Here is a 23,568-nt window from a genome sequence, read left to right as displayed (position 1 = left end):
GCCGGCGACACGCCAGCGGTCGGCGTGAATTTGATATTCAGCGCCGAACACGGGGAGTGATTTCCGGGTACGGACAGCGGAAATGGCCGCACCCGCATCCCATACGCGTTTCGGCGCACGGGCGTTCGTACGTCAGTTTCTGGCGACCAGACGGAACGGGGTATAACGTGTCCAGATCCCTAGACAGTTTCAATTGTCGTTCGACCTTGACGGTGAACGGCACCGACTATGTGTATTACAGCCTTCCGAAGGCCGAGGCGAACGGGCTTTCCGGGGTCTCGAAGCTGCCCTATTCGATGAAGGTTCTGCTTGAGAACCTGCTTCGCTTCGAGGACGGGCGCTCGGTGACGAAGGAGCATATCCTGTCCGTCGCCGCCTGGCTTTCGAACAAGGGCACGGTGGAGAACGAGATCGCCTATCGCCCGGCGCGCGTCCTGATGCAGGATTTTACCGGCGTTCCGGCGGTGGTGGACCTTGCGGCGATGCGCGATGCGATGGTCTCGCTCGGCGGCGATCCGGAGAAGATCAACCCGCTCGTTCCCGTCGACCTGGTCATCGACCATTCGGTCATCGTCGACGAGTTCGGCACGCCGACGGCCTTCGCCCGCAACGTGGAGCTCGAATACGCACGTAACGGCGAGCGCTACCGCTTCCTGAAGTGGGGCCAGCAGGCGTTCAAGAACTTTCGCGTGGTGCCGCCGGGCACGGGCATCTGTCATCAGGTCAATCTGGAATATCTGGGCCAGACGGTTTGGACCAAGGACGAAGACGGCGAGACCATCGCCTACCCGGATACCTGTGTGGGCACGGACAGCCACACGACGATGATCAACGGGCTTGGCGTTCTCGGCTGGGGCGTCGGCGGCATCGAGGCGGAGGCGGCCATGCTCGGCCAGCCGGTCTCCATGCTGCTGCCGGAGGTCATCGGCTTCAAGCTGACGGGCAGGCTGAAGGAAGGCGTGACGGCGACCGACCTGGTGCTGATGGTCGTGCAGATGCTGCGCAAGAAGGGTGTGGTGTCGAAGTTCGTCGAGTTCTTCGGCCCGGGCCTTGACAACATGACGCTGGCCGACCGCGCGACGATCGGCAATATGGGCCCGGAATACGGCGCGACCTGCGGCTTCTTCCCGGTCGATGCCGAGACGGTCAATTACCTGACCATGTCGGGCCGCGAGGAGCAGCGCATCGCGCTGGTCGAGGCCTATTCGAAGGCGCAGGGCATGTGGCGTGACGGCGACGGTTCCGACCTCGTCTTCACCGACACGCTGGAGCTGGACCTCGGCGACGTCGTTCCGGCCATGGCCGGCCCGAAGCGTCCCGAGGGCCGCATCCCGCTGGAGAACATCGCCTCGGGCTTCGCCGCCTCGCTGGAAGGCGACTACAACAAGCCGGGCCAGCTTGAGAACCGCTATCCGGTCGAGGGCACGGACTACGACATCGGCCATGGCGACGTGGCGATCGCCGCCATCACGTCCTGCACCAACACGTCGAACCCGTCGGTGCTGATCGCGGCCGGTCTTCTCGCCCGCAACGCGGTCGCGAAGGGCCTGAAGACCAAGCCCTGGGTGAAGACATCGCTGGCGCCGGGATCGCAGGTCGTCGGCGAATATCTTGCCAAGTCCGGCCTGCAGGCCGATCTCGACGCGCTCGGCTTCAACCTCGTCGGCTTCGGCTGCACGACCTGCATCGGCAATTCCGGCCCGCTGCCGGCGCCGATCTCGAAGACGATCAACGACAAGGGCTTGATCGCCGCCGGCGTGCTCTCCGGCAACCGCAACTTCGAGGGCCGCATCTCGCCGGACGTGCAGGCGAACTACCTCGCTTCCCCGCCGCTCGTCGTCGCCTATGCGCTGGCCGGCTCCGTGCGGAAGGACCTGACGAGCGAACCGCTCGGCCAGGACAGGGACGGCAAGCCCGTCTACCTCAAGGACATCTGGCCCTCCTCCAAGGAGATCCAGGCGTTCATCATGAAGTATGTCACGCGCGAGCTCTACGCCACGAAATATGCCGACGTGTTCAAGGGCGACGCCAACTGGCAGGACGTGCAGGTGCCGGCGGGCCAGACCTATGCCTGGGACGACCAGTCGACCTATGTGCAGAACCCGCCCTACTTCGTGGGCATGGGCAAGACCGGCTCGGGCCTTTCCGACATCAGGGGCGCGCGGGTGCTGGGCCTGTTCGGCGACAAGATCACCACCGACCACATCTCGCCGGCCGGTTCGATCAAGGCGGCGTCCCCTGCCGGCGCCTATCTCACGGGCAACGGCGTGGCCGTGGCCGACTTCAACCAGTACGGCACGCGGCGCGGCAATCACGAGGTGATGATGCGCGGCACCTTCGCCAATATCCGCATCCGCAACCACATGCTCGGACCGAACGGCAAGGAGGGTGGCTACACGATCCACTATCCGACGAAGGAGGAGCTGTCGATCTACGACGCGGCGATGAAGTACAAGGAGGAGGGCGTTCCGCTCGTCATCTTCGCGGGCGTGGAATACGGCAACGGTTCGTCGCGCGACTGGGCGGCCAAGGGCACCAACCTTCTCGGCGTCAAGGCGGTGATCGCCCAGTCCTTCGAGCGCATCCACCGCTCCAACCTCGTCGGCATGGGCATCGTGCCCTTCGTCTTCGAGGACGGCACGAGCTGGGCGAGCCTCGACCTGAAGGGCGACGAGATCGTCACCATCGAGGGCCTGGAAGGCGACATCAAGCCGCGCGAGAGGAAGATCGCCAGGATCACCTATGCCGACGGAACCGTCCGCGACATCCCGCTGCTCTGCCGCATCGATACCCTCGACGAGGTCACGTACATGAACAACGGCGGCATCCTCCAAACCGTCCTCAGGGACCTCGCCGCCTGAACAGGTGTGGGCGCCGGGCTCGCTCCCGGCGCCCACACCCACCGCCCGACGCAACGCGCCGGCGTCTTCCGCCCGGCCAATCCCGAGCTATCCATGACCGTTGTTCTCTTCGCCGGCATGACCGTCACGGTGTTCCTGACATCGCTGCTCTCCGGCATTTTCGGCATGGCCGGCGGGATGATCCTGCTGTGGGTCCTCCTGTTCCTCGTGCCCGTCGCCACCGCGATCGCCGTGCACGGCCTCGTGCAGATGGTGTCGAACGGATCGCGGGCCTGGTTCTCGCGCGACTACCTGGACTACCGCATCCTCGCCGTCCTCACCGCGGGCCTGTTCAGCGCCGCGATCCTGCTCATCCTCGTCGCCTACCGCCCGAGCCTCGTCGTCGTCTCGATCGTCGTCGGCCTTTTGCCGATCCTCGTCTGGCTGCCGCTCGGCAAGCTGGAACTCGACGCGTCCAGACCGCTGCACGCCTTCGTCTGCGGCTTCCTGTCCGGTGGGCTGGCGATCGGCGTCGGCGTTTCCGGGCCGAGCATCGACGTCTTCTTCATCCGCACCAACATGGACCGGCGCACGGTCATCGCCACCAAGTCCGCCATCCAGTTCTTCACCCATGCCACGAAGGTGGTCTTCTACTGGGATGCGGCGATGACGCTTTCGTCGGAGGGCTGGCTGGCGGTCGTGGCGGCCGTGCCCATCGCCGTCCTGGGCACGCGGTCCGGCAACATCATCCTGCACCGCATGACGGACGCCAATTTCCGCGCCTGGACGCGCTGGATCGTGACGGGGATCGGCGCCATCTATTTCGTTTCGGGGATCATGCATCTCGCCTGAGGGAAAGCCCGGGCGCAGAGGAGGGAAGATGACACAGATTTTCGTACCGGCGGCCTTCTATCGCGGCGGCAGCAGCAAGGGCCTCTTCTTCCATGCCCGGGACTGTCCGCAGGACAGGGCCGCGCTCGACCGCATGCTGCTCTTAGCGCTCGGCAGCCCCGATCCCTACGGCCGCCAGCTCGACGGCATGGGCGGCGGCACCTCGTCGCTGTCGAAGGCCGTCATCATCGGCCCGCCGACGCATCCGGATGCCGATGTCGACTATACGTTCGCGCAGGTCGCGGTCGACCGTCCGGTCGTCGACTGGGGCGCCAATTGCGGCAACCTCTCCTCGGCCGTCGGCCCCTTCGCGGTGGATGAGGGGCTGGTGAGTGCCGCGGACGGCGAGGCGCTGGTGCGCATCCACCAGGTCAACACGAAGAAGATCATCCATGCCCGCTTCCCCGTCCGAAACGGCAAGGCGGTGACGGCGGGCGAGGCCTCCGTGGACGGCGTCGGGGGGACGGGGGCGCCCATCGCACTCGATTTCCTCGATCCCGGCGGCACGGTGACGCCCGGCCTCCTGCCGACGGGGAGGGTCATCGAGACGATCGAGGTCGATGCCCGCACCTTCGAAATGTCGCTGGTCGATGCCAGCAATCCCGTCGCCTTCGTCGCGGCGGGCGATGTGGGCCTCACCGGCTCGGAACATCCCGACGCCATCGAGGCAGACCGCGCCGCCATGGCGCTGCTCGACCGGCTGCGCCGCGCCGCCGGGGTGCGGATGGGGCTCGGCCACGCGCCGGATGGCGTCGGCCTCGCCAATCCCAAGATCGCCGTTGTCTCGGCGCCCGCCGCCTTCGTGACGCTCGACGGCCGGACCATCGACGCCGCGACGCAGGACATCGCCATCCGCATGCTCTCGATGGAGCGCGCGCACCGGGCGGTGACGCTGACGGGCGCCATGTGCCTTGCCGCCGCCTGCCGGATCGAAGGCTCCCTGCCACACCGGCTGTGCACCGCCGCGGCCGACGCCCAAGCGATCCGCGTCGCCCATCCCTCCGGCATCGTCGCAGCCGGCGCGGCGGTTTTCCCGCGCGACGGCGGCTGGCATGTCGAGAGCGCCCGGGTCTACCGCACGGCACGACGCCTGATGCAGGGAGAAGTGGCCGTCGCCCCGTTCCGGGGGGAGGAAGGGCCATGAGCCTCGGCGCGGCGGAAGGGCCGCTTCGCGACCTTCTCGACGCCGTCGGCTGGCCGGATGCGCCGCTCGAACGCCTCACCATCGAGGAGCGGCCGAGGGTCCTCGCCACATCCTGGCCGGTCGCGCCGCTCGCCGCGGCGGTGCTTGGCGCCGTCGGGCTGGCGGCCTCCCGCATCCGGGAACTGCGCATCGGCGCGCGCCCGCACGTTCGGCTGGACACGCGGGAGGCGGAACTGGCCATGGCGAGTTCCAGCTATCTGCTGGTGGACGGGAAACCGGCAAAATTCCGCGATCCCTTCACCGGGTTCTACGAGGCGGCGGGGGGCGAATGGGTCTATTTGCACGGCAATTTCCCGCATCTGCGCGACGGGCTGCTCGCCCTGCTCGGGGTTGCCAACGATGCCGATGCGGTGCGGGCGGCGGTCGCCGAACGCGGCGCGGGCGATATCGAGGCGGAGGCGATCCGGCGCGGCCTGTGCGCCGCCCGGGTGCGGGAGCGGGCCGGGTGGCGGCGCGAACCGCAGGCCGCGGCCATCGCCGCGCAGCCCCTCGTGCATCTCGAACGAAGCGGCACGGCGGCGGCCATGCCGCTGCCGACGGGCGGCGAACGGCCGCTCTCCGGCCTGCGCATGCTGGACCTCTCCCGCGTCATAGCCGGCCCGATGGCGGGCCGCACCATGGCCGAGCACGGCGCGACGGTGATGCGCATCGCGAGCCCCCGCCTTCCCTCGATCCCCTCCCTCGTCATCGATACCGGCTTCGGCAAGCATGCGGCCTTCGCCGAACTGGAAACGGACGAGGGGCGAGTGGCCCTGCGAGCGCTCGCCGGCGACGCCGATATCGTCCTCGACGCCTACCGGCCGGGATCGCTGCCCGGGCGCGGCTTCGGCCCGGACGATCTCGGTCGCCTCAATCCGCACGGCGTCCATCTCTCGCTGTCCGCCTTCTCGCTGCAAGGCCTCTGGCAGGAGCGCCGGGGCTATGACAGCCTCGTACAGGCGACGACGGGCATGGCGATGGAGGGACGCGAGGGCAGGGGGCCGGCGCTGCTGCCGTGCCAGCCGCTCGACTACCTGACCGGCTACCTTGCCGCCTTTGCCGCCATGCTCGCCCTCATCCGCCGCCACGAAGACGGCGGGCGGTGGCAGGCGACGCTTTCGCTGGCCGCGACCGCGCACTGGATGTGGCGCATGCGCGACATGCTGGGCGACGAGACCGCGCATCCACCCGCCAACCCCGACTTCGCCGCGGTGGCCGATCTCCTCGACACGCACGAAACGGCCTTCGGCCGTGTCACCGTCCTGCGGCCGGCGCTTCGTCTCGACGGCGTGCGCGCCGCCTGGAGCCGCATGCCCGTGCCGCTCGGCAGCGACCCAGCTCGCTGGCCGCGATCATGACGCAAGCAGCCGTCGGGGATCGCCGGTGCGTTTCAGGTCTCGGTCCTGGTGATGACGAGGCGGACTTCGAGCGCCGCCTTGATATGGCCGACCGCGGCCTTCTCCGCGCCCTCCGTGTCGCGCCGGCGGATCGCCTCGATGATCGCGACATGCTCGTCCGTCGCGGTCGTCGTGCGGCCCGGCTGGATGAAGGTCGTGTCGGGCAGCAGCGCGATGGTCTCCTGCAGATCCTCCACCGCCTGGCGGAGGTAGCGGTTGCGGGCGGCATCGTAGAGACGCGCATGGAACTGCCGGTTCCACTGCGCCGCCACCTTCGGGTCCTCCGAGGCGGAAAAGCGCGCATTGAGCCGCTCCAGATTGGCGATCTCCGCCTCCGTCGCGTGGCGCGCGGCAAAGCGGGCGACGACGCCCTCCAGCTCCTCGCGCATCGCATAGAGTTCGAAGATCTGCTGCATGGAGAGGATGGCGACCGCGACACCCCGGCCGGGAGCCGCCTCGAGAAGGCCCTTTTCCTGCAGGCGGCCGAGCGCCTCGCGCACCGGCGTGCGGCTGACGCCGAGGCGGGTCGCGACCTCCTCCTCGCGCAGCGGATCGCCCGGCCGGTAGATGCCGTCGCGGACGGCCGCCAGGATGGCCTGGTAGGCGCTCTGGCCGCGCGTCTTGGAAAGCAGGTCCTTGGATGCGGTCATGGCTGGCTCTCCCGTCCGTGTGGACTTCCCGGCTACAGAAGGAAAAACGCATTGTCCACGGGCTTGTTTAATTGCATGCCATTGGATGCAAAGCAAAAGCGAAATGGTACGACCTTTGTCGAAGCATGAGATCCCACCCCTGAAGGCCGGCGGACACGGCAAGACCGTTCCCGTTCTCCACACCCTGCGCACGCTCGCCCTCGGCACGGTGGGCGGGGCCTGCGGCTATATGCTCGGCCTGCCGCTCGGCTGGCTGCTCGGCGCGATGGCGCTGACCATGGCGCTGGCGATTGCCGGCGTGTGCGTGAGCGCATCGCCGGAGCCGCGCGCCGCGATGATCGCCGTCGTCGGGCTGATGGTCGGCAGCGCCTTCAAGCCGGAGGTGCTGCGCCAAGCGGCGGAATGGCCGGCGAGCCTTGCGGCCGTCGCCGTCTATACGGTCATCGTCGCGGTGTTCGGGATCGTCGTGTGCCGCCGCGTCGGCCGGCTCGACCCGGTGACCGCGGCCCTGAGCGGCATGCCCGGCGGCCTCAGCGAACTGATCTCCATGGCACCCTCCTTCAAGGCGGATGTGCGCAGCGTGAGCATGGTGCATGCCACGCGCCTCGTTCTCCTCATCACGATCGTGCCGCTGTCGCTGACCCTTTCGGGCGCGCTTGCCGCGCTCACCGGACGCACGGTCGACCGGACGATGCACTGGGCGCTGACGCTCTCGTTGCAGGATGCGGCCGTGCTTGCCGGCTGCGCCGTACTCGGCATCTTTCTCGGCCGCCGCCTGCGCCTGCCGGCGGCAAACCTCACCGGCCCGCTGGCGCTGAGCGCCGCGGCCCACATGACGGGCCTGACGGACGCGGCGGTGCCCGATCTCGTCATCGCCGTCGCCCAGGTGGTGATCGGCGCGACGATCGGCCAGCACTTTGCCGGCGTGGCGCGGCGCACCATGCTGACCGGCGTGGGGCTCGGCCTGGTCCTCACCTGCTTCAGCCTCAGCATGGCCGCGCTCTTCGCCGTCGCGTTCGACCGCTATCTCGACATTCCCTTCGCGCTCGGCCTGCTCGCGCTGGTGCCGGGCGGCCTGCCGGAAATGAGCCTGATCGCCATCTCGCTCAATGCCGACCCGGCCTTCGTGAGCCTGCACCACCTGTGCCGCGTGGTCATCGTCGTCCTGGCGGCACCATCGATCCTGCCGCTCTGGTTGCGGTTGTCGGGCGGGGAGGGTAAGGGCTGAAGGCGAGCAGGTGTTGCCGAGGCGCGATGCCCTCCTCGCCAACCGTCGCTACCCGCGCCCAACAGGAACCGATAGGCCATGGATATCGAGCAACCCCCAATCGGTGGACCGCGCCATGATCCTGGTCATCCTTTCCAACCTCGCCTCCGCCATCGAGCGCCATCTCGCCTTCGTCCGGCGCTGCGCGGACTATTCGCTGCACCGGTTCGATGCACGGCTGGTGGCGCGGATACGCCGCGACTTCGGCCTTGCCGATCCGTCCCTGCCGCCGGCCGCAACGGAGGTGCGCCATGCAGCCCTTCGATCCGATAACGGCGCGCCTCGTCCTCGCGGTCTCCCGGTACGGATCCATCGGGCGGGCGGCGGAGCATGAGAACATCGCCCCGTCCGCCGTCAGCCGGCGCATCAGCGAGCTGGAGGCCCGGCTCGGCGTGGCGCTGTTCGACCGTTCCCTGCAGGGCGCGCGCCTGACGCCGGCCGGCGAGGTCTATGTCTCCGGCTGCCGGCAGATCCTGCGGCAGGTCGCCGACCTCAACACCGAGATGGTCGATTTCTCGACGGGCACGCGCGGCTCGCTGCGGCTCGCCTGCACCAGCTCCTCGCTGTCGGGCCGGCTGCCCGAGCTTCTGGCCGCCTATGCGCAGAGCCATCCCGGCATCGGCCTCGATATCCAGGAAATGTCGGCGGCTCTTGCGCTGGCCGCGATGGACGACGGGCAGGCGGACATCGCCTTCGTCGCCGACAACAACGATGTCGCACGCTTCGAGACCGAGGTGTTCGAGGACGACAACGTGCTCGTCCTGTGCTCGCCGGAGCACCCCTTGGCCGGCCGCTTGCAATCGGGAAAGCCGATCAGCTTCGACGCCGTGGCCGAGCACGAGGTGGTGGGCATCCACCAGAGCGGGGCGCTCGACCGGCTGTTGAACGAGGCTGCCGCCCGCAGCGGCCGGGCGCTCGGCGAGCGGGTGCGCGTCGAGACCTTCCCCTCTCTGGTGCGGATGGTGGAAGCGGGTTTCGGCATCGGCTTCCTGCGCTCGACAAGCCTGCACCTGCTTGCCGGAACGGACGTCATCAGCGTGCGCCTTTCGGACGAATGGGCGAGCCGGAAACTGCTTTCCGCGCGTCGCGGGTCCAGCCCGCTGTCCCGACCGATCCGCGAATTCCTGGCGCTGGCGCGCAAGCGCTAGGTTCGGCGCGAGGAGGCCGGAATCTGTCCGGATTTTCTGGATACAATAGTATACACTGGCATCCATGCCTGCTAGTCCATGATGCCATGCCATGCGGAATTCCTGGAGGAGGATGCTCGAATGCCGGTGAATGATGGAACGATCCTGCACGCGGATGCCGTACGGCTGGAGGCTCTGGTCGCCGCGATCTTCGCCGGTCTCGACGTTCCCGCGGAGGACGCCGCGGCCGTCGCGCACTATCTGGTTCTCGCCGATCTTCGCGGCGTCGGCACCCACGGCATTTCGCGCATTCCGGTCTATGCGGACCGGCTGCGCCGCGGCCTGGTGCGCGCCCGGCCCGATATCCGCGTCACGCATCCGATGCCCGCGGCCGCCCATGTCGACGGCAACGACGGCCTCGGCTTCATCGTCGCCCGCCGGGCGATGCGCGAGGCCATCGCCGCGGCGGAGCGATGCGGCATCGGCATGGCGAGCGTTTGCAACAGCGCCCATTTCGGCATGGCGGCAGCCTATCTCCTGGAGGCGATCGACGCTGGCTATGCGGCCTTCGTCTTCACCAACGCCTCGCCCACCATGCCGGTCTGGGGCGGTCGCACGCCCTTCCTCGGCACCAGCCCCTTCGCCTTCGGCGCGCCGGGCGGCGCGGGATCGCCGCCGATCGTGCTCGACATGGCGACGTCGGTCGTCGCGCGCGGAAAGATCCGCCGGGCGATGCAGAAGGGCGAACCGATCCCCGCCGGCTGGGCGCTCGACGCCGAAGGCCGCGAGACGACGGATGCCCGCCGGGCCTATGAGGGCATCGTGCTGCCGCTCGGCGGCCCGAAGGGATCGGGGCTCTCGCTGATGATGGAGATTCTCGCGGGCGTGATGAGCGGCGCGGCCTATGGCGGCAAGGTCGGCGACCAGTACCGCGATCTCGACCGGCCGCAGAATGTCGGCCACAGCTTCGTCGCCTTCCGCCCCTCGCTGTTCCTCGGCGAAGAGGCCTACGGCGCGCGCATGGACGATCTGGTGACCCGCGCCCGCGCCTGTCCGCGGGCCGACGAGGACCAGTCGATCCTGATGCCGGGCGAGCCGGAGGCGAACCGGATGAGAGCGCGGCTTGCCGAGGGCATCCCGCTCACCGCCGCCGATCTTGCCATGCTGCGCGAGCAGGCGGATCTGGTAGGCCTTGCCATCGACCTCGCCACGCTTGGAAAGGGCTGAACCATGCTGCGCATCGCGATCCTCGACGACTATCAGGATATGGCGCTTTCCCTTGCCGACTGGAGCCTGCTCGGCGACGGCTGCGAGATCGTCCGCTTCGACCGCAATCTGGCGAGCGAGGACGAGGCCGCCGCCGCGCTCGCCGGCTTCGACGTGCTGTGCCTCATGCGCGAGCGCATGCCGCTTTCCGCAGCGCTGATCGAGCGGCTGCCGGCGCTGAAGCTGGTCGTGGTCACCGGCGCGCGCGTGCGCACCATCGACATGGAGGCCGCCGTCTCGCGCGGCATCACCGTCTGCCACACCCATGCCGGCGAATCCGCCCATGCGACGCCTGAGATCGCCTGGGGCCTGATCCTCTCGCTCGCCCGGTCGATCCCGGAGGAGGACGCCCGCATCCGCGCCGGCGGCTGGCAGAGCACGGTCGGGACCGTACTGGGCGGCAAGACGCTGGGGCTGGTCGGGCTCGGCAAGATCGGCGGCCGCATGGTGCCGATCGCCAAGGCTTTCGGCATGGAGGTGATCGCCTGGAGCCAGAACCTGACAGACGCGCGGGCCGCCGAGGTCGGCGCACGCCGCGTCGACAAGCAGACCCTGTTTCGCGAGGCCGACGTGGTCTCGCTGCATCTCATCCTTGGCGAGCGCAGCCGGCACACCGTCTCGGCCGCCGAACTCTCACTGATGAAACAGGGGGCATGGCTGATCAACACCGCACGCGGGCCCCTGGTCGACGAGGCGGCGCTCATCGAGGCGCTGCGTCGGGGGCGCATCAAGGCAGGGCTCGACGTTTTCGAGATCGAGCCGCTGCCGGCCGACCATCCATTGCGCACGATGCCAAACACCGTACTGACGCCGCATCTCGGCTATGTCACGCAAGGCGCCTATGCCGCCTTCTACCGTGATGCCGTGGACAATATCAGGGCCTGGCGCGAGGGTGCGCCCGTGCGGGTGCTCGCCGCACCGAAGACGGAGGGAAGAACGTGACGGATATCATCAAGACGGCAGATCTGGTCGACAGCCACGACCCCGAGGTGCGGTTTTGCGAGATGCAGTGGAAGACCTTCGGCCGGCGCAAGGGCTTCCATGGCGAGATCGTCACGCTGAAGACCTTCGAGGACAACAGCCTGCTGCGCGCGACCCTGGAGGGCGACGGCACGGGCAAGGTGCTCGTCGTCGATGGCGCCGGGTCGGTGCGCTGCGCGCTCCTCGGCGACCAGATCGCCGCCCTCGGCCAAGCAAACGGCTGGCGGGGCCTCCTGATCCGCGGCGCCATCCGCGACAGCGCCGATATCGACGCCATGGATTTCTGCGTGATGGCGCTCGGCCAGGCGCCGAAGAAGAGCGGCAAGGCCGGCCATGGCGCCCGCGGCGTGCCGCTCGTCTTCGGCAATGTCGAATTCCGCGCCGGAGCCTATCTCTATGCGGACGCCGACGGCGTTCTGGTAGCTGATGGACCGGTCCATCGGGCCGGCTGAGCCGGCAGGAATGGGAATGCAGCGGCACCGGAGCGGACGCCCCGGCGCCGTTTTCCTTTCGGCTTACCCGAGGGCCGCGACGACCGTCTCGGTGAACCGCTTCGTACCCAGCGGTCCGCCAAGGTCCCGGGTGCGTGTGGCGGCATCGGAAAGGACCCGGTCGATGGTGTCCTCGATCAGGGTCGCGGCCTCGACATGGCGCGCGTCGCCGGCGCGCTCGCCGTGCCAGCGCAGCAGCATCGCGGCCGACAGGATCATCGATGTCGGGTTCGCCTTGTCCTGCCCGGCAATGTCGGGCGCCGAGCCGTGCTGGGCCTGCGCGGCGGCATGGTCGGCCCCGGCATTCAGCGAGCCGGCAAGGCCAAGGCTGCCGGACAGCTCGGAAGCGAGGTCGGAGAGCGTGTCGCCGTAGAAATTGGTGGTGCAGATGACGTCGTAGCGGCCCGCATCGCGCACGAGCAGCGCCGCCATCGCGTCGATCAGCACCTCCTCCAGCTCAACGTCGGGATAGTCCGCGGCGACCTTGCGCACCTCCTTCAGGAAGAGCCCGTCGGTGAGCACGAAGGCGTTGGCCTTGTGCACGGCCGTCACCTTGCGGCGGCGCGCCCGCGCCAGCGCGAAGGAGGCCCTGGCGATGCGCTCGATCGCCTTCGCCGTCACCTTGCGCATGGAGATCGCCACGTCCTCCGTCGGCATGTATTCGCCCGTGCCGGCAAACATGTTGCGGTCGGGATACATGCCCTCGGTCGCCTCGCGCATGATGACGAGGTCCATCTCCGTGCCCCGGTGGAAGACGCCCTTGCGGGTGCGGGCCGGGCGGATGTTGGCGAAGAGATCGAGCTGGGTACGGAAGGCGGCTGAGACGTTGACGCCGCCCTTGTCGCGTGGCGGATAGTCGAGATGGGAGATCGGGCCGAGCAGGGTTCCGTCCATCCCGCGGGCCTCGTCGAGCAGATCGGCGGGCAGCGTCGTGCCGATCTTCTCCAGCGAGGCGAAGCCGATGTCGCGCGTCGTGTAGCGGAAGCCGAACGAAAAGCGGCGGTCGACGGCGTCAAGGACCTCGACCGTGGCGCCGACGATTTCCGGGCCGATGCCATCGCCCGGAAGAACAAGCAGTTTCATGATTCCATAAACTCCAGAAACAGACGGCAACGGTGGCTCAGGCTGCGGGGGATAACGAAAGCAGGCTCGCCGCCGGCACGAAGACATTGCCCTGCATCAGCTTGCGCGCGGTGCGCACCACACCGCCGCTGATGATCTCGACGGAATTGCCGGCCGGCCGGCTCGTCATGGCGACGTCGATGATACCCGTCGGATGCTCGATGATGACGGTGCAGTCGTCGCCCGCGGGCCGGTCGGCGATGCCGTCCGCTACGGTGCCGGGCACCAGCACACAGGACGAGACGCACAGGCCGCCCGTCACGGCGAAGGCCGCATGGGTCTTGTGCGGCACGAAATAACGCGCCGCCACGCTTCCGCCCTCGCGCGGGGCGGCCAGCATCGCCATTTTCGGCACGACCTTGCCGGTCACGTCGCCGAGCCCCATGCGTCGGCCCGCCTCCATGCGCATCGCCTCCATCTTCGCGAAGAACGCCTTGTCGGCGTCGAGCTCGGCGGCACTCTCGTAGCCCGTCTTGCCGACATCGGCGGCGCGCACGATCATCATCGGCACCGCGACATCGATGAGCGTCGCCTTGATCCCGTCGATCTCCTCCACCGGCTTGCCGGTCGGCAGCAGGGCCCCGGTCTTGGAACCGACGATATCCATGAAATTCAGCCGGATCTCCGCCGCCGTGCCGGGAACGCCGTCGATGCGGGCGTCACCCTCGTAGTTGACGGCGCCGTCGGGCGTCTCGACGATCGCCTCAATGCGGCTCTGGGTGTTGATGTCATAGATGACGACGCTGGTCTTCGCTCCGCTGATCGGCACCATGCCCGTCTCGATGGCGAAGGGGCCGACGCCGGACAGCATGTTGCCGCAGGAGGGCGAGGTGTCGACGATCGCCTTGTCGACGGAGACCTGCGCGAAGAGATAGTCGACATCGACGCCCTCGCGGCTCGACGGACCGACCATGGCGACCTTGCTCGTCAGCGTGTCAGCGCCGCCGAGACCGTCGATCTGGCGGATATCCGGCGAGCCCATCGCCGCGAGCAGGACGCGCGCGCGGATAGCGGCATCCTGCGGAATGTCCTGCATCTTGAAATAGGGCCCCTTCGACGTGCCGCCGCGCATGAGGATGCAGGGGATGGGATGTTGTGCCGGCATGATGCCCTCGCTGGTTGATATAGACGCTTGTATGCAATTGCATACTTTGAAAACCGGAATGAAGAACCCCGGCGTTGCCGCCGGGGCAGGGATCAGCGCAGCGGCCAGACCAGTTGGTCGTAGAACTGGTCCTGCAGGAGACCGCCCGGCAGGTTCATGTGCAGGATCGAGGTCAGCAGCAGCACGAGGCCGACGGCAGCGGCGGTCAGCACCAGCGTCTGCAGCCAGCTCGACCGCGCGACAATCCTCAGGAAGGCCACGAAGAAGCCGACGAGGGCGAGCGTGAAGCCGACGAGGCCGATCGCCGCGACGAAGCCCACCAGCCAGCCGACGAAGCGCCACAGGCTGCCGCTCGTCGCGCCGTCGTCAAGGTCGAAGTTCATGTTGCCGGCCGTGCCGCGTCCCGTGGCGCCCCGGACCTGCCAGAACAGCACGGCGGCGGAGGTCAGCAGGCCGACCGCGCCGACGGTGATCGGGAACACGGCATCGAGGAACGAGTTCTCCGCGCCTTCGACGATGGTGAAGACGAAGAAGGCGACGGTGATGGCGGTGAAGACGACCTGCGGCCAGAGGTTCTTGGCGACCGCGGTCTCGTCTTCCTCGCGCTCGAACTCGATGTCGGTGGTGATGCCGCCCGGCACGGCCTCTTCCTTCTGCAGCATGCGCGAGCGGCTGGTGAACCAGAGCGAGGCGATGGTGACGAGCCCGATGACGATGGCGATCGGGCGCAGCGGGAAGCCGTAGCCGTAGAACTGCACCGCCTGGTAGAAGTAGGTCTCGACCTGGCCGGCAAGCACGAAGCCGATGAGGAAGGCGGGACGCGGCCAGCCGAAGCGCTTGAGAAAAATGCCGGTGAGCGCGACGATCAGGAGTGCGACGATATCCTCGAACGACCGGGTCGACTGGAAGGCGCCGAACACGATGATGAGGATCATGAAGGGCGCGAAGAGCACGAAGCGGATGGTGGTCAGCCGCGCGATGCTCGGCGACAGCGCGATGCAAGCCGCCGTGCCGATGACATTGGCGAGCGCCAGCGTCCAGACGACGGTATAGGTGAGGTTGAGGTCGCGGTTCGGGTCGGCCATGCCGGGGCCGGGTTGCAGGCCGATCAGGATCATCGCCGCCAGGAAGATCGCCATCGAGCCGGAGCCGGGGATGCCGAAGAGAAGGGTCGGGATGAGGTTGCCGCCGGCGCAGGAATTGTTGGCCGCCTCCGGGCCGATGACGCCGCGGATATCGCCCTTGCCGAACTGCGACTTGTCCTTGGCGCTCTGCACGGTATGGCCGTAGGAGATCCAGTCCGAAACGCTGCCGCCGAGGCCGGGCATCAGTCCGACGCAGGCGCCGATCGTCGAGCAGCGCAGCGTCAGCCACTTCTCCCGCCAGGTGTCGCGCACGCCGTCCAGCCAGCCGCGGCCGAGCTTGCCCGTGCTCGAAATGCTCGAATTGCCGCGCAAAAGGTCGAGCACTTCCGGCAGGGCGAAGATGCCGAGACCGATGATAGTGATCTCAAGACCGCTCATCAGGTAGAGCGAGCCGAAGGTCATGCGCTCGCCGCCATTGGCCGGCGCCGTGCCGATCGCGCCGAAGGCAAGGCCGAGCGTACAGGCGGCGACGCCCTTCGCCAGGCTGCTGCCCGAAAGCACGCCGACCATGGAGAGGCCGAAGATCGCCAGCATGAAGAGTTCGGCCGAGGTGAAGCTGAGGATGAGCGGGCGGGCGACGATGACGATGCCCGTCAGACAGAGCGCGCCGAACAGGCCGCCGATCATCGAAGCCGAGAAGGAGGCGCTGAGCGCGCGGGCCGCTTCCCCCTTGCGGGCGAGCGGAAAGCCGTCGAGCACGGTCGCCTGCGAGGCGGAAGAGCCCGGAATGCCCATGAGGATGCAGGAAAAGGTATCGGAGGTCGGGATGACCGCCAGGAGGCCGACCATCATGGCGATCGCCGCGGTCGGCTCCATGCCGTAGACGAAGGGCAGCAACAGCGACATGCCGGCGATGCCGCCGAGAGCCGGCAGGATGCCGACGACGAGGCCGACCGCCACACCGATCATCATGTAACCGAGATGGTGGAGCGTCAGCAGGTTGTGGAGCGAAGTGACGAAGACATCGATCACTGTGGCTGTCCTTTCGATAGCAACAGGTGCGAGACGGCGCGGGTGCTCCGGCCTCGTCAGTGTCGGCAGGTGAATGTTCGCGCCCTTCGGCGTCGGGAAAGCGTGCCCGCCGCCTTTCGGCGGCGGGGAGCGCCCGCGGTCAGAGCTTGACCTGGTATTCCGTCGTCAGGAAGTTGCGCACCCATTCGCGCGCTTCGGGCTTGATCGACGTCGCCACGGCGTAGAGCTTCTCGATGTCGGCGCCGACGGCCTGCTCATAGTCGCCGAGAACGTCGGCCTTGGCCTTCTGCAGTTCGGGGTCGGCCACAGCGTCGGAAAAGGCCTTGCGGTAGGTCGCCACGATATCCGCGGAGGTGCCTTCCGGCAGCATGCAGGGCTTCTGGGCCGCAAAGCCGGAGCCGAAGAATGCAAGATAGGCATCGTATTCCACGCCGGACGGCTTCTTGCCGTGCATCATCTCATAGGCTTCGACGAAGTGCGGCAGGTCGGGGAAGGTCGGATCGCGCGCGACATCCCCGTTGGCGTCGAGGACGCCCCAGGAGAAGATCGGCACGGCCGTGCCAGCCTCGACGAGCGGCGTGACGTTGGTGAGGTAGGCGGACGAGGTCTGGTAGTCGATCGTCGCCTCGCCGCGCTCGAAGGCAAGCCGCCCGTCGCCGCGTCCCTGCATGCCGAAGACATGGCGGACATTGAGGCCGAGCAGGCGGAAGGCGAGCATCGGCACGAGGTCGAGCGAGGTCGCGCCCTGGCTGCCGTAGATCAGTTCCTGGTCCTTGAGCTTGCCGAGATCGGCGGCCGATTTGACCTCGAACTTGGCGGGCAGGTAACAGACGCCGCCGGTCGGCGAGACGAGCACGGGGATCAGCTTGGCATAGTCGTAGCGCACGCGCGGATCGCCCAGCAGGAACGGGAACTGCGTGGAGCCGGACGTGCCCAGGATGGCGAGCCCATCCGGCCGCGCACGGGCGACGAACTCGTTCGAACCGGTGATCGATCCACCGCCCGGCACGTTGCGCACGATGACGTTGGGGTTGCCCGGCAGATATTTCGACAGGTACGGTGCGAAGAAGCGGGCCCAGACATCCGAGCCGCCGCCTTCGGAGAAGGGCATCCACCATTCGATCGTCTTGCCGGCGAAATCGACGGATGCCTGCGAAAAGGCGGGGCGCACTCCCATAAGCCCCACGGCCGCGGCGGCGGAGCCGGCGGCCAGCAGTTGACGACGCGTAAAATCAGCCATGTTTTTTCCTCCCACGATGGCAATGCGTTCAAATGTATACAAAGGTACACATGAAAGTTGGAAACGCCAAGCCCATCATCGTCCCCGGCCCGACATCATCCTTTCTTTCTCCTTGAAAGATATGCGTCACCGCAATTATTATGTTAAGTGCAAAATTTTGGACCAATGATGTGTCATGCGCATTAATTGCGAAATCCTCGACCTGCGTGCCTTTCTCGGCGTGGTGGAGCTGGAGAGCTTCCACCGAGCGGCGGAAGCCCTCAACCTGTCGCAGCCCGCGCTCAGCCGCCGCATCCAGAAGCTGGAAGCCTCCATCGGCGCCCCGCTGCTCGAGCGCACCACCCGCCACGTCTCCCCGACGGCGCTCGGCCTCGAACTGATGCCGCTCGTGCAGCGCATGCTGGAGGAGTTCGACGGCTCTCTCTTTGCCGCCCGCGACCGGCGGCTGCGGCGCAGCGAGCTGGTGACGATCGCCTGCCTGCCGACGGCAGCCTTCTATTTCCTGCCGACCGTGATCAAGCAGTTCAACCAGGAATATCCCGATATCCGCTTCCGCATCCTCGACCTGACGGCGACCGAGGGCCTCCAGGCCGTCTCGCGCGGGGAGGTGGAGTTCGGCATCAACTTCATGGGAACGTCGGATCCCGACCTCCTCTTCGACCGGATCGCCGAGGACCCGTTCGTGCTGGCCGCGCGGCGCGACCATCCGCTGGCGGAATTGCAGGAAATCGGCTGGACGGACCTTGCGCCCTACCGGCTGATCACCGTGCACCGCTCCAGCGGCAACCGCACCATGCTGGACGCGGCGCTGGCGCGCGCCAATATCGAGCTGCGCTGGTCCTATGAGGTGACGCACCTGTCGACGTCGCTCGGCCTGGTGGAGGCGGGCCTCGGCATCTCCGTTCTGCCGCGCACCGCGACCCCCGGGCCCGACCACCCGATCATCGTCACGCGGCCGCTGGGCGCACCGCGGATTTCCCGCACGATCGGCATCGTGCGCCGCCGCGCCGCCACGCTCTCGCCCGCCGCCGAGCATTTCCGGCGCATGCTGGTCGGCACCTGGCAGGGCGCCGGCGCCGACGACTGAGATCACGTTTACAAGCACCGATAATACGGATATATTTTATCCGTATTACAGGAACGGGTTCGATGATCCTCAAGAGCCAAGTCGAATGGGCGCTGCATTGCTGCGCCATTCTCGCCGGACTTCCGAGCGGGCGCTATCTCTCCACCAAGGCGCTCGCCGAACTCCACGGCCTGCCGAAGGAATACCTGTCCAAGGCATTGCAAGGCCTGTCGCAGGCGAAGCTCGTCGAATCGACGCTCGGCCCGAGCGGCGGTTACCGCCTAGCCCTCCGCCCGGCCGATATCAGCTTCCTGGATGTGGTGGAGGCCGTCGAGGGAAAGGAACGCACCTTCGCCTGCAACAATATCCGCGCCAACAATCCCTGCCGGCCGGAGGGCTTCTGCGACACGGGACCCTGTGCGATCGCCCGCATCATGTGGGATGCGGACGAAGCCTGGCGGGCGCGGCTTCGCGCCGTCAGCCTGGCCGACCTTCTGGGAACGCTGGAAAAGGACATTCCGCCGGCCCTGTTGCGGAGCACGTCCGAATGGGTCCTCAAGCGGGCGGGGTGAGGGCCATCCCGCCACGGGCCGGGGCCGGCCCGTGGCGTCGTGAGGGAAGGCCGGGCCGGGTGCCCCACCCGGCCGCCTGTCGTCACTTCAGCGGATAGACGAGTTCCGTCTCGTCCGTGTCGACGACGAACACCGCAAGCAACCGGGCGGGCTCCGTCTGGCTGTCGTTCGCGCTGACGCCGTGCCGGTCGCCCGGCATTTCGGAGAAGTTCTCCCCGGCACGATAGACCTTGACCGGGCCGTCATTGACCTGGCTGCGGATCGCCCCTTCCAGGACGGTCGCGTAGATGAACGCCGAGGAGGGATGGGTGTGCCCCTCGGAAGAACCGCCGGGCGGATATTCGACAAGCACGCCGCGGATGCTCTTGCCAGGGACATTGGGCAATTCATGCTCATAGACGAGCGTCACCTTCGAGGCGTCGCCCGCAAGGGACACGCCGGGGACGGCGGTCAGGACCGTCGCGGCAAGGGCGGCGGCAAGGAGGAGGGGTCTGGTCATGGATACGGTCTCCCTTTGCGGCGCGATCAGTTGAGGCCGGCCTTGTCGAGGCCGTAGGCCTTGTCGGCGGAACCCGGGACGGACCGGAACGCGATGCTGACGCGGTTCCAGGCGTTGATCGTCATGACCGAGAAGGTGAGGTCTGAGATTTCCTTCTCGGAGAGCTGGCCGCGCACCCGCTCGTAGAGGTCGTCGGGAATGCCGCCTTCCGGCAGCCGGGTCAGCGCCTCGGTCCAGGCAAGGGCGGCGCGCTCGCGGGGTATGAAGAGGTTCGATTCGCGCCAGATGGCGACGTGGTGGAGACGCAGTTCGCTCTCGCCGTGGATTCTCGCTTCCTTCACATGCATGTCGACACAGAAGGCGCAGCCGTTCATCTGCGAGGCGCGCAGGTTCACGAGATCGCGGATCTTCTGCTCGATGACGCTGTCCTTCAGCGCCATGCTGAGCTCGGAGAGCTTCCTGAAGAATTCCGGGGATTGCTGGGCGTAGTTCAGTCGCTGGGTCATGTCGGTGCTCCGATAATTAAGGACACTATTTATCCTTATGGATATTTAATATCCTTAATTGCTGGACTGTAAAGCCGAAACTGCATAAGCTTCGCGCATAACGCTTATGCCGAAGGGTATGAGGGCCATGGATATCGTGTCGGCGCTGCGGACATTCCTGCGTGTAGCGGAAACCTCGTCGTTTTCCGCGGCGGCCCTCGATCTCGACCTGACGCAGCCTGCCGTCTCCCGGCAGGTGTCCGCGCTGGAAGCCCGGCTGAACGCGCGGCTTCTCCACCGCACGACCACGGCGCTGGCCCTGACGGCGGAAGGGGAGCGGGTGATCCCATGGCCCGGCGGATTCTGGAGGCGGCCGAGGAACTCGGCGACCCCGGCCAGGAGGGGGGAAGGGCCTCCGGCAAGGCGAGGCTCTCTGTGCCGGCGCCGCTCGGCCTTACGGGAGGGGAGACGGCGCGGCCCTTCGGAGATAGGATGCGGGCCGTCGCTCGAGCCGGAAAAGTCCCATGCCTCTCCAAAACCGTGTCACGCCCTTCGGCGAGATCGTTGCGCTCCCGCAGCGCGGCCTCTTCACCGGCAATCGCGGCATCATCCATGATCCGGCGACAAGAACCCTGCTCCCGAAACGCTGGGCGTCCAGGGCCTGGCTGATCTGCCTCTGCGACTTCGGGGGCCGCCGCCGGTCGGTGATGGGGGGACGGAGTTGGACCGAGCTGTTCTTCCTCGACGAGGCGGTCGCCCTTGCCGCCGGCCACCGCCCCTGCTTCTTCTGCAGAAGGGAGGCTGCACAGCGCTTCCGGACCTGTTGGGCCGCGGCGAAGAACACGGCGCCGCCTTCAGCCGGCGCGATGGATGCGACCCTGCACGCGGAACGCCTGGATCGCCGCCACAAGCGCCTTCACCCCATCACCGGCCCCTTGGCCGCGCTTCCCGACGGGGCCATCATTGCCGCCAGCGGGCAGGCCTTCACCCTTCGCGCGGGCCTCGCCCACCGCTGGACCGCCGAAGGCTATGCCCCGCCGCACCGCCTCGACCGCGCCGAGGCCCTCCTGACGCCACCCTCCACGATCATGACGCTCCACGCCGGCTACCGGCCCATCTTCCATCCTTCGATCGATTGAACGCACCGCATCATCGCAATCAATCCCATCCGCAATCTCCCAGGCATTGTTCAGACCTGGGGAGTGTGACATTCCAACTTTGCAGAAACAGGACATTCTAACTTTGCGGTGGAGAAGCTAATCCAAGTGCATCATACCCATTTTGCAGGGTAGGGGATCACGCCTCATCCTGCAAATGCGCCATGAACACCTCGGCTGGTGTCTTGTAGCCGAGGCATTTACGGGGTTGGTCGTTGAGATGACGTGTGAGTTGGATCAGGTCGTGTTGTGACACGGCTGCCAGATCTGTAGCGCCTGGCATGAAACGGCGAATGCGCTTGTTGGTATTCTCGACTGTCCCTTTTTGCCACGGTGCACTCGGGTCGCAGAACCAGCTACGCGCACCGATCCCTTCTTCCAAAGCCCTGAATCCGGCAAACTCGGTACCGCGATCAAATGTGAAGCTTTGACGCGCGAACGCCGGTAAAGGAGAAAACGCTCTGATGATCTTGTCCATGATCGGGCGTGAGTGCCGGCTCGGATTCTTGATGAGAACTGTATAGCGGCTTCGGCGCTCCACAAGGGACGTGACATTGGCATGTCCGAGTGGGCGTTCAAAGATGAGGAGGTCGCCCTCCCAATGCCCAAACTGCGATCTATCTCCAATAAAATCAGGACGTTGGGATATGCGATGCGTGGCTGGGAACGCACCGTCGCGCGGCTTCCTGGAGCGCAGTGGACGACGTTTGCGGCGCGCTTCCGGTAAATACTGATAGAGGCCTAGCCCATAATCTTCCTTGCTGTAGATGAAGCGATAGATTGTCTCTTTGCAAACGCGAACAAGACTGAGCCTCTCCAACAACAGCCGCCCGGCGATCTGCTCTGGAGACCAGCGTGCCTCCAACTGGTTGATGATCTCCGAGCGTAAATTCGGGTGGCGCCGAAGCTTTCTCAGCCGGCGTCGCCGCTCCTTGGAGATATCGTGAGCAACCGTGCTGTAGTAGCCGTCGTAGTCCGGCAGTTCGCGATCACGAAACGTATTGCGCTTGATCTCGCGGTAAATCGTCGAGCGGTGACGGCCAAGCTGACGGGCCATCTCGTTGACGGGAACTTTTGCCGCCACCAGCTGATGTAGGCGTCGCCGGTCAGCGAGGGTGATTTGTGTATAGCATCTGGACATGCCAAAATCTCCGAAGTGAAGCCATTGAAATTAATGGCATGTCGCACTTGGAAATAGAATGTACCCGGCTACACGTAATTGTCACATAATCTGTCTTATGGAACATTTTCCGTAGGTGGGTCTTTCTGGCCACCGGCCGGTTGCCCTTTCAAGGATCATCCCGTTCGCAAATGTCCTGCCGGGCTTCACCGCGCGGCCGGCGTGCCGCGCAGGAGCGCGACCAGGCCTTCGCGAATATGGTCGATGTGCCGGTACATCAACTGCGCCCCGCGCTCGAACGCCCCTCGCTCGCAAAGGCGCAACAGTTCGGCATGTTCGGCGACGGCTCGCTCCCGGTCGCCTCTGATGTTCGCGAGTTGAAGCCGGGTGTGCCGGTCGCATTCGACCAGCAGGTTCTGCACCGTCAGGGCGATGCGCGGGCTGTTGCCGTGGCGATAGAGCAGAAGATGGAACTCGGTATTGATCTCGTTCCATACGTCGATATCGAATTCGTCGATCGACCTCGCATAACGATCCAGCACGACATGCAGGGCATCGAAATCCTCGCCGGTCAGATGCGGCGCCGATCGCTTGAAAAGGAACGGCTCCAAAAGAAGCCGCATGTTGAACAGTTCCTCGATCTCGTCGACCGTCAACTGCGCGACGATGGCACCGCGATGCGGCATGATCTTCAGGAGCCCTTCGCTTTCGAGCTGGACCAGGGCCTCGCGGATCGGAATGCGGCTCATGCCGAGATCCGCCGCCAGGCCGTCCTGCCTCAATTGAAGTCCCGGGGGATACCCGCCCGAGAAAATCCGGTTGCGGATCTCCTCTGCCGCGGCGGAGGCCATCGTCCTGTGCTTGAGGCTTTTGCCGACCGGGGCCATTCCGCAGATCCTGGATTTCCGTTGACCCGCCTATAGCGTGAGCGCGCCCCTCCCTCAATGCCGGGCGGGCAGGCCAGTCTTGCGATTCACAATTGCATATTTTAT

22 protein-coding genes and 1 pseudogene are annotated in these 23,568 nt (G+C 66.6%); 14 read left to right on the top strand and 9 right to left on the bottom strand.

Annotated elements, in window-relative coordinates:
- Nucleotides 1-167 precede the first annotated feature (167 nt).
- The 4 genes from acnA (at nt 168) to AB3G45_RS00435 (ending at nt 6,272) form a co-directional block, all read left to right on the top strand.
- A complete protein-coding gene (gene acnA, locus AB3G45_RS00450) occupies nt 168-2,861 on the top strand; it encodes an aconitate hydratase AcnA (protein ID WP_367828708.1) in 2,694 nt (897 codons plus the stop codon).
- A gap of 93 nt (nt 2,862-2,954) precedes the next feature.
- On the top strand, nt 2,955-3,692 hold the full coding sequence (locus AB3G45_RS00445; RefSeq protein ID WP_367828707.1) for a TSUP family transporter: 738 nt from the start codon (nt 2,955-2,957) through the stop codon (nt 3,690-3,692).
- Between the two features lie 28 nt (nt 3,693-3,720).
- Nucleotides 3,721-4,875, top strand: a complete 1,155-nt coding sequence (locus AB3G45_RS00440; RefSeq protein WP_367828706.1) for a 2-methylaconitate cis-trans isomerase PrpF family protein — start codon at nt 3,721-3,723, stop codon at nt 4,873-4,875.
- Nucleotides 4,872-6,272: a CoA transferase gene (locus AB3G45_RS00435; RefSeq protein WP_367828705.1), complete on the top strand. Its 1,401-nt coding sequence runs from the start codon at nt 4,872-4,874 to the stop codon at nt 6,270-6,272. Before AB3G45_RS00440 ends, AB3G45_RS00435 begins: the two co-directional genes overlap by 4 nt.
- A gap of 32 nt (nt 6,273-6,304) precedes the next feature.
- Here the strand turns inward: AB3G45_RS00435 and AB3G45_RS00430 are convergent, their stop codons facing one another.
- On the bottom strand, nt 6,305-6,961 hold the full coding sequence (locus AB3G45_RS00430) for a GntR family transcriptional regulator (RefSeq protein ID WP_367828704.1): 657 nt from the start codon (nt 6,959-6,961) through the stop codon (nt 6,305-6,307).
- 103 nt (nt 6,962-7,064) lie between these two features.
- Between AB3G45_RS00430 and AB3G45_RS00425 the strand changes: the two genes are divergently transcribed.
- The 6 genes from AB3G45_RS00425 to rraA all read left to right on the top strand — a co-directional run bounded on the left by AB3G45_RS00425 (nt 7,065) and on the right by rraA (nt 12,054).
- The gene (locus AB3G45_RS00425) at nt 7,065-8,189 is read left to right on the top strand and encodes an AbrB family transcriptional regulator (protein ID WP_367828703.1); all 1,125 of its coding nucleotides are present in this window, start codon (nt 7,065-7,067) and stop codon (nt 8,187-8,189) included.
- 115 nt (nt 8,190-8,304) lie between these two features.
- The gene (locus AB3G45_RS00420; RefSeq protein WP_367828702.1) at nt 8,305-8,562 is read left to right on the top strand and encodes a hypothetical protein; all 258 of its coding nucleotides are present in this window, start codon (nt 8,305-8,307) and stop codon (nt 8,560-8,562) included.
- On the top strand, nt 8,480-9,376 hold the full coding sequence (locus AB3G45_RS00415; RefSeq protein ID WP_367828701.1) for a LysR family transcriptional regulator: 897 nt from the start codon (nt 8,480-8,482) through the stop codon (nt 9,374-9,376). Before AB3G45_RS00420 ends, AB3G45_RS00415 begins: the two co-directional genes overlap by 83 nt.
- Nucleotides 9,377-9,496: 120 nt before the next feature.
- Nucleotides 9,497-10,582 (top strand): Ldh family oxidoreductase, encoded by a 1,086-nt coding sequence (locus AB3G45_RS00410; RefSeq protein WP_367828700.1) that lies wholly within the window; start codon nt 9,497-9,499, stop codon nt 10,580-10,582.
- A 3-nt stretch (nt 10,583-10,585) separates the two neighbouring features.
- Complete coding sequence (locus AB3G45_RS00405; RefSeq protein WP_367828699.1) at nt 10,586-11,563, top strand: D-2-hydroxyacid dehydrogenase family protein; 978 nt, start codon at nt 10,586-10,588, stop codon at nt 11,561-11,563.
- Nucleotides 11,560-12,054, top strand: a complete 495-nt coding sequence (gene rraA, locus AB3G45_RS00400; RefSeq protein ID WP_367828698.1) for a ribonuclease E activity regulator RraA — start codon at nt 11,560-11,562, stop codon at nt 12,052-12,054. Before AB3G45_RS00405 ends, rraA begins: the two co-directional genes overlap by 4 nt.
- 63 nt (nt 12,055-12,117) lie before the next feature.
- Here the strand turns inward: rraA and AB3G45_RS00395 are convergent, their stop codons facing one another.
- From AB3G45_RS00395 to AB3G45_RS00380, 4 genes are all read right to left on the bottom strand, one after another.
- Nucleotides 12,118-13,176, bottom strand: coding sequence for an isocitrate/isopropylmalate dehydrogenase family protein (locus AB3G45_RS00395; RefSeq protein WP_367828697.1), 1,059 nt, complete (start codon nt 13,174-13,176; stop codon nt 12,118-12,120).
- 37 nt (nt 13,177-13,213) lie between these two features.
- Nucleotides 13,214-14,320 carry a 4-oxalomesaconate tautomerase gene (locus tag AB3G45_RS00390; protein WP_367828696.1) on the bottom strand — a complete coding sequence of 369 codons (1,107 nt, stop codon included), beginning with the start codon at nt 14,318-14,320 and terminating at the stop codon, nt 13,214-13,216.
- Between the two features lie 92 nt (nt 14,321-14,412).
- A complete protein-coding gene (locus tag AB3G45_RS00385; protein WP_367828695.1) occupies nt 14,413-16,437 on the bottom strand; it encodes a tripartite tricarboxylate transporter permease in 2,025 nt (674 codons plus the stop codon).
- A 139-nt stretch (nt 16,438-16,576) separates the two neighbouring features.
- Nucleotides 16,577-17,677: a Bug family tripartite tricarboxylate transporter substrate binding protein gene (locus tag AB3G45_RS00380; RefSeq protein WP_367828694.1), complete on the bottom strand. Its 1,101-nt coding sequence runs from the start codon at nt 17,675-17,677 to the stop codon at nt 16,577-16,579.
- Nucleotides 17,678-17,852: 175 nt separating this feature from the next.
- Between AB3G45_RS00380 and AB3G45_RS00375 the strand changes: the two genes are divergently transcribed.
- Both AB3G45_RS00375 and AB3G45_RS00370 read left to right on the top strand, forming a co-directional pair.
- Complete coding sequence (locus tag AB3G45_RS00375; protein ID WP_367828693.1) at nt 17,853-18,764, top strand: LysR family transcriptional regulator; 912 nt, start codon at nt 17,853-17,855, stop codon at nt 18,762-18,764.
- A gap of 62 nt (nt 18,765-18,826) precedes the next feature.
- A complete protein-coding gene (locus AB3G45_RS00370; RefSeq protein ID WP_367828692.1) occupies nt 18,827-19,315 on the top strand; it encodes an Rrf2 family transcriptional regulator in 489 nt (162 codons plus the stop codon).
- Between the two features lie 82 nt (nt 19,316-19,397).
- Here the strand turns inward: AB3G45_RS00370 and AB3G45_RS00365 are convergent, their stop codons facing one another.
- Together AB3G45_RS00365 and AB3G45_RS00360 are read right to left on the bottom strand one after the other, a co-directional pair.
- Nucleotides 19,398-19,814: a cupin domain-containing protein gene (locus AB3G45_RS00365; protein WP_367828691.1), complete on the bottom strand. Its 417-nt coding sequence runs from the start codon at nt 19,812-19,814 to the stop codon at nt 19,398-19,400.
- A 26-nt stretch (nt 19,815-19,840) separates the two neighbouring features.
- On the bottom strand, nt 19,841-20,320 hold the full coding sequence (locus AB3G45_RS00360; protein ID WP_367828690.1) for a carboxymuconolactone decarboxylase family protein: 480 nt from the start codon (nt 20,318-20,320) through the stop codon (nt 19,841-19,843).
- 127 nt (nt 20,321-20,447) lie between these two features.
- On the opposite strand from AB3G45_RS00360, the pseudogene AB3G45_RS00355 reads away from it, so the two are divergent.
- Nucleotides 20,448-20,755, top strand: a pseudogene (locus AB3G45_RS00355) (LysR family transcriptional regulator); the annotation flags it as partial.
- A gap of 68 nt (nt 20,756-20,823) precedes the next feature.
- Complete coding sequence (locus tag AB3G45_RS00350; protein ID WP_367828689.1) at nt 20,824-21,438, top strand: hypothetical protein; 615 nt, start codon at nt 20,824-20,826, stop codon at nt 21,436-21,438.
- Between the two features lie 157 nt (nt 21,439-21,595).
- Here AB3G45_RS00350 and AB3G45_RS00345 read toward each other — a convergent pair whose 3' ends face one another.
- Nucleotides 21,596-22,597 (bottom strand): IS30 family transposase, encoded by a 1,002-nt coding sequence (locus AB3G45_RS00345; protein WP_367828688.1) that lies wholly within the window; start codon nt 22,595-22,597, stop codon nt 21,596-21,598.
- A 185-nt stretch (nt 22,598-22,782) separates the two neighbouring features.
- On the bottom strand, nt 22,783-23,463 hold the full coding sequence (locus AB3G45_RS00340) for a GntR family transcriptional regulator (RefSeq protein ID WP_367828687.1): 681 nt from the start codon (nt 23,461-23,463) through the stop codon (nt 22,783-22,785).
- Nucleotides 23,464-23,568 lie beyond the last annotated feature (105 nt).

It is taken from the genome of Shinella sp. S4-D37 (assembly GCF_040812195.1).
In the GTDB taxonomy this organism is placed as follows: domain Bacteria; phylum Pseudomonadota; class Alphaproteobacteria; order Rhizobiales; family Rhizobiaceae; genus Shinella.
This window is presented reverse-complemented; position numbering and strand designations above follow the sequence as displayed.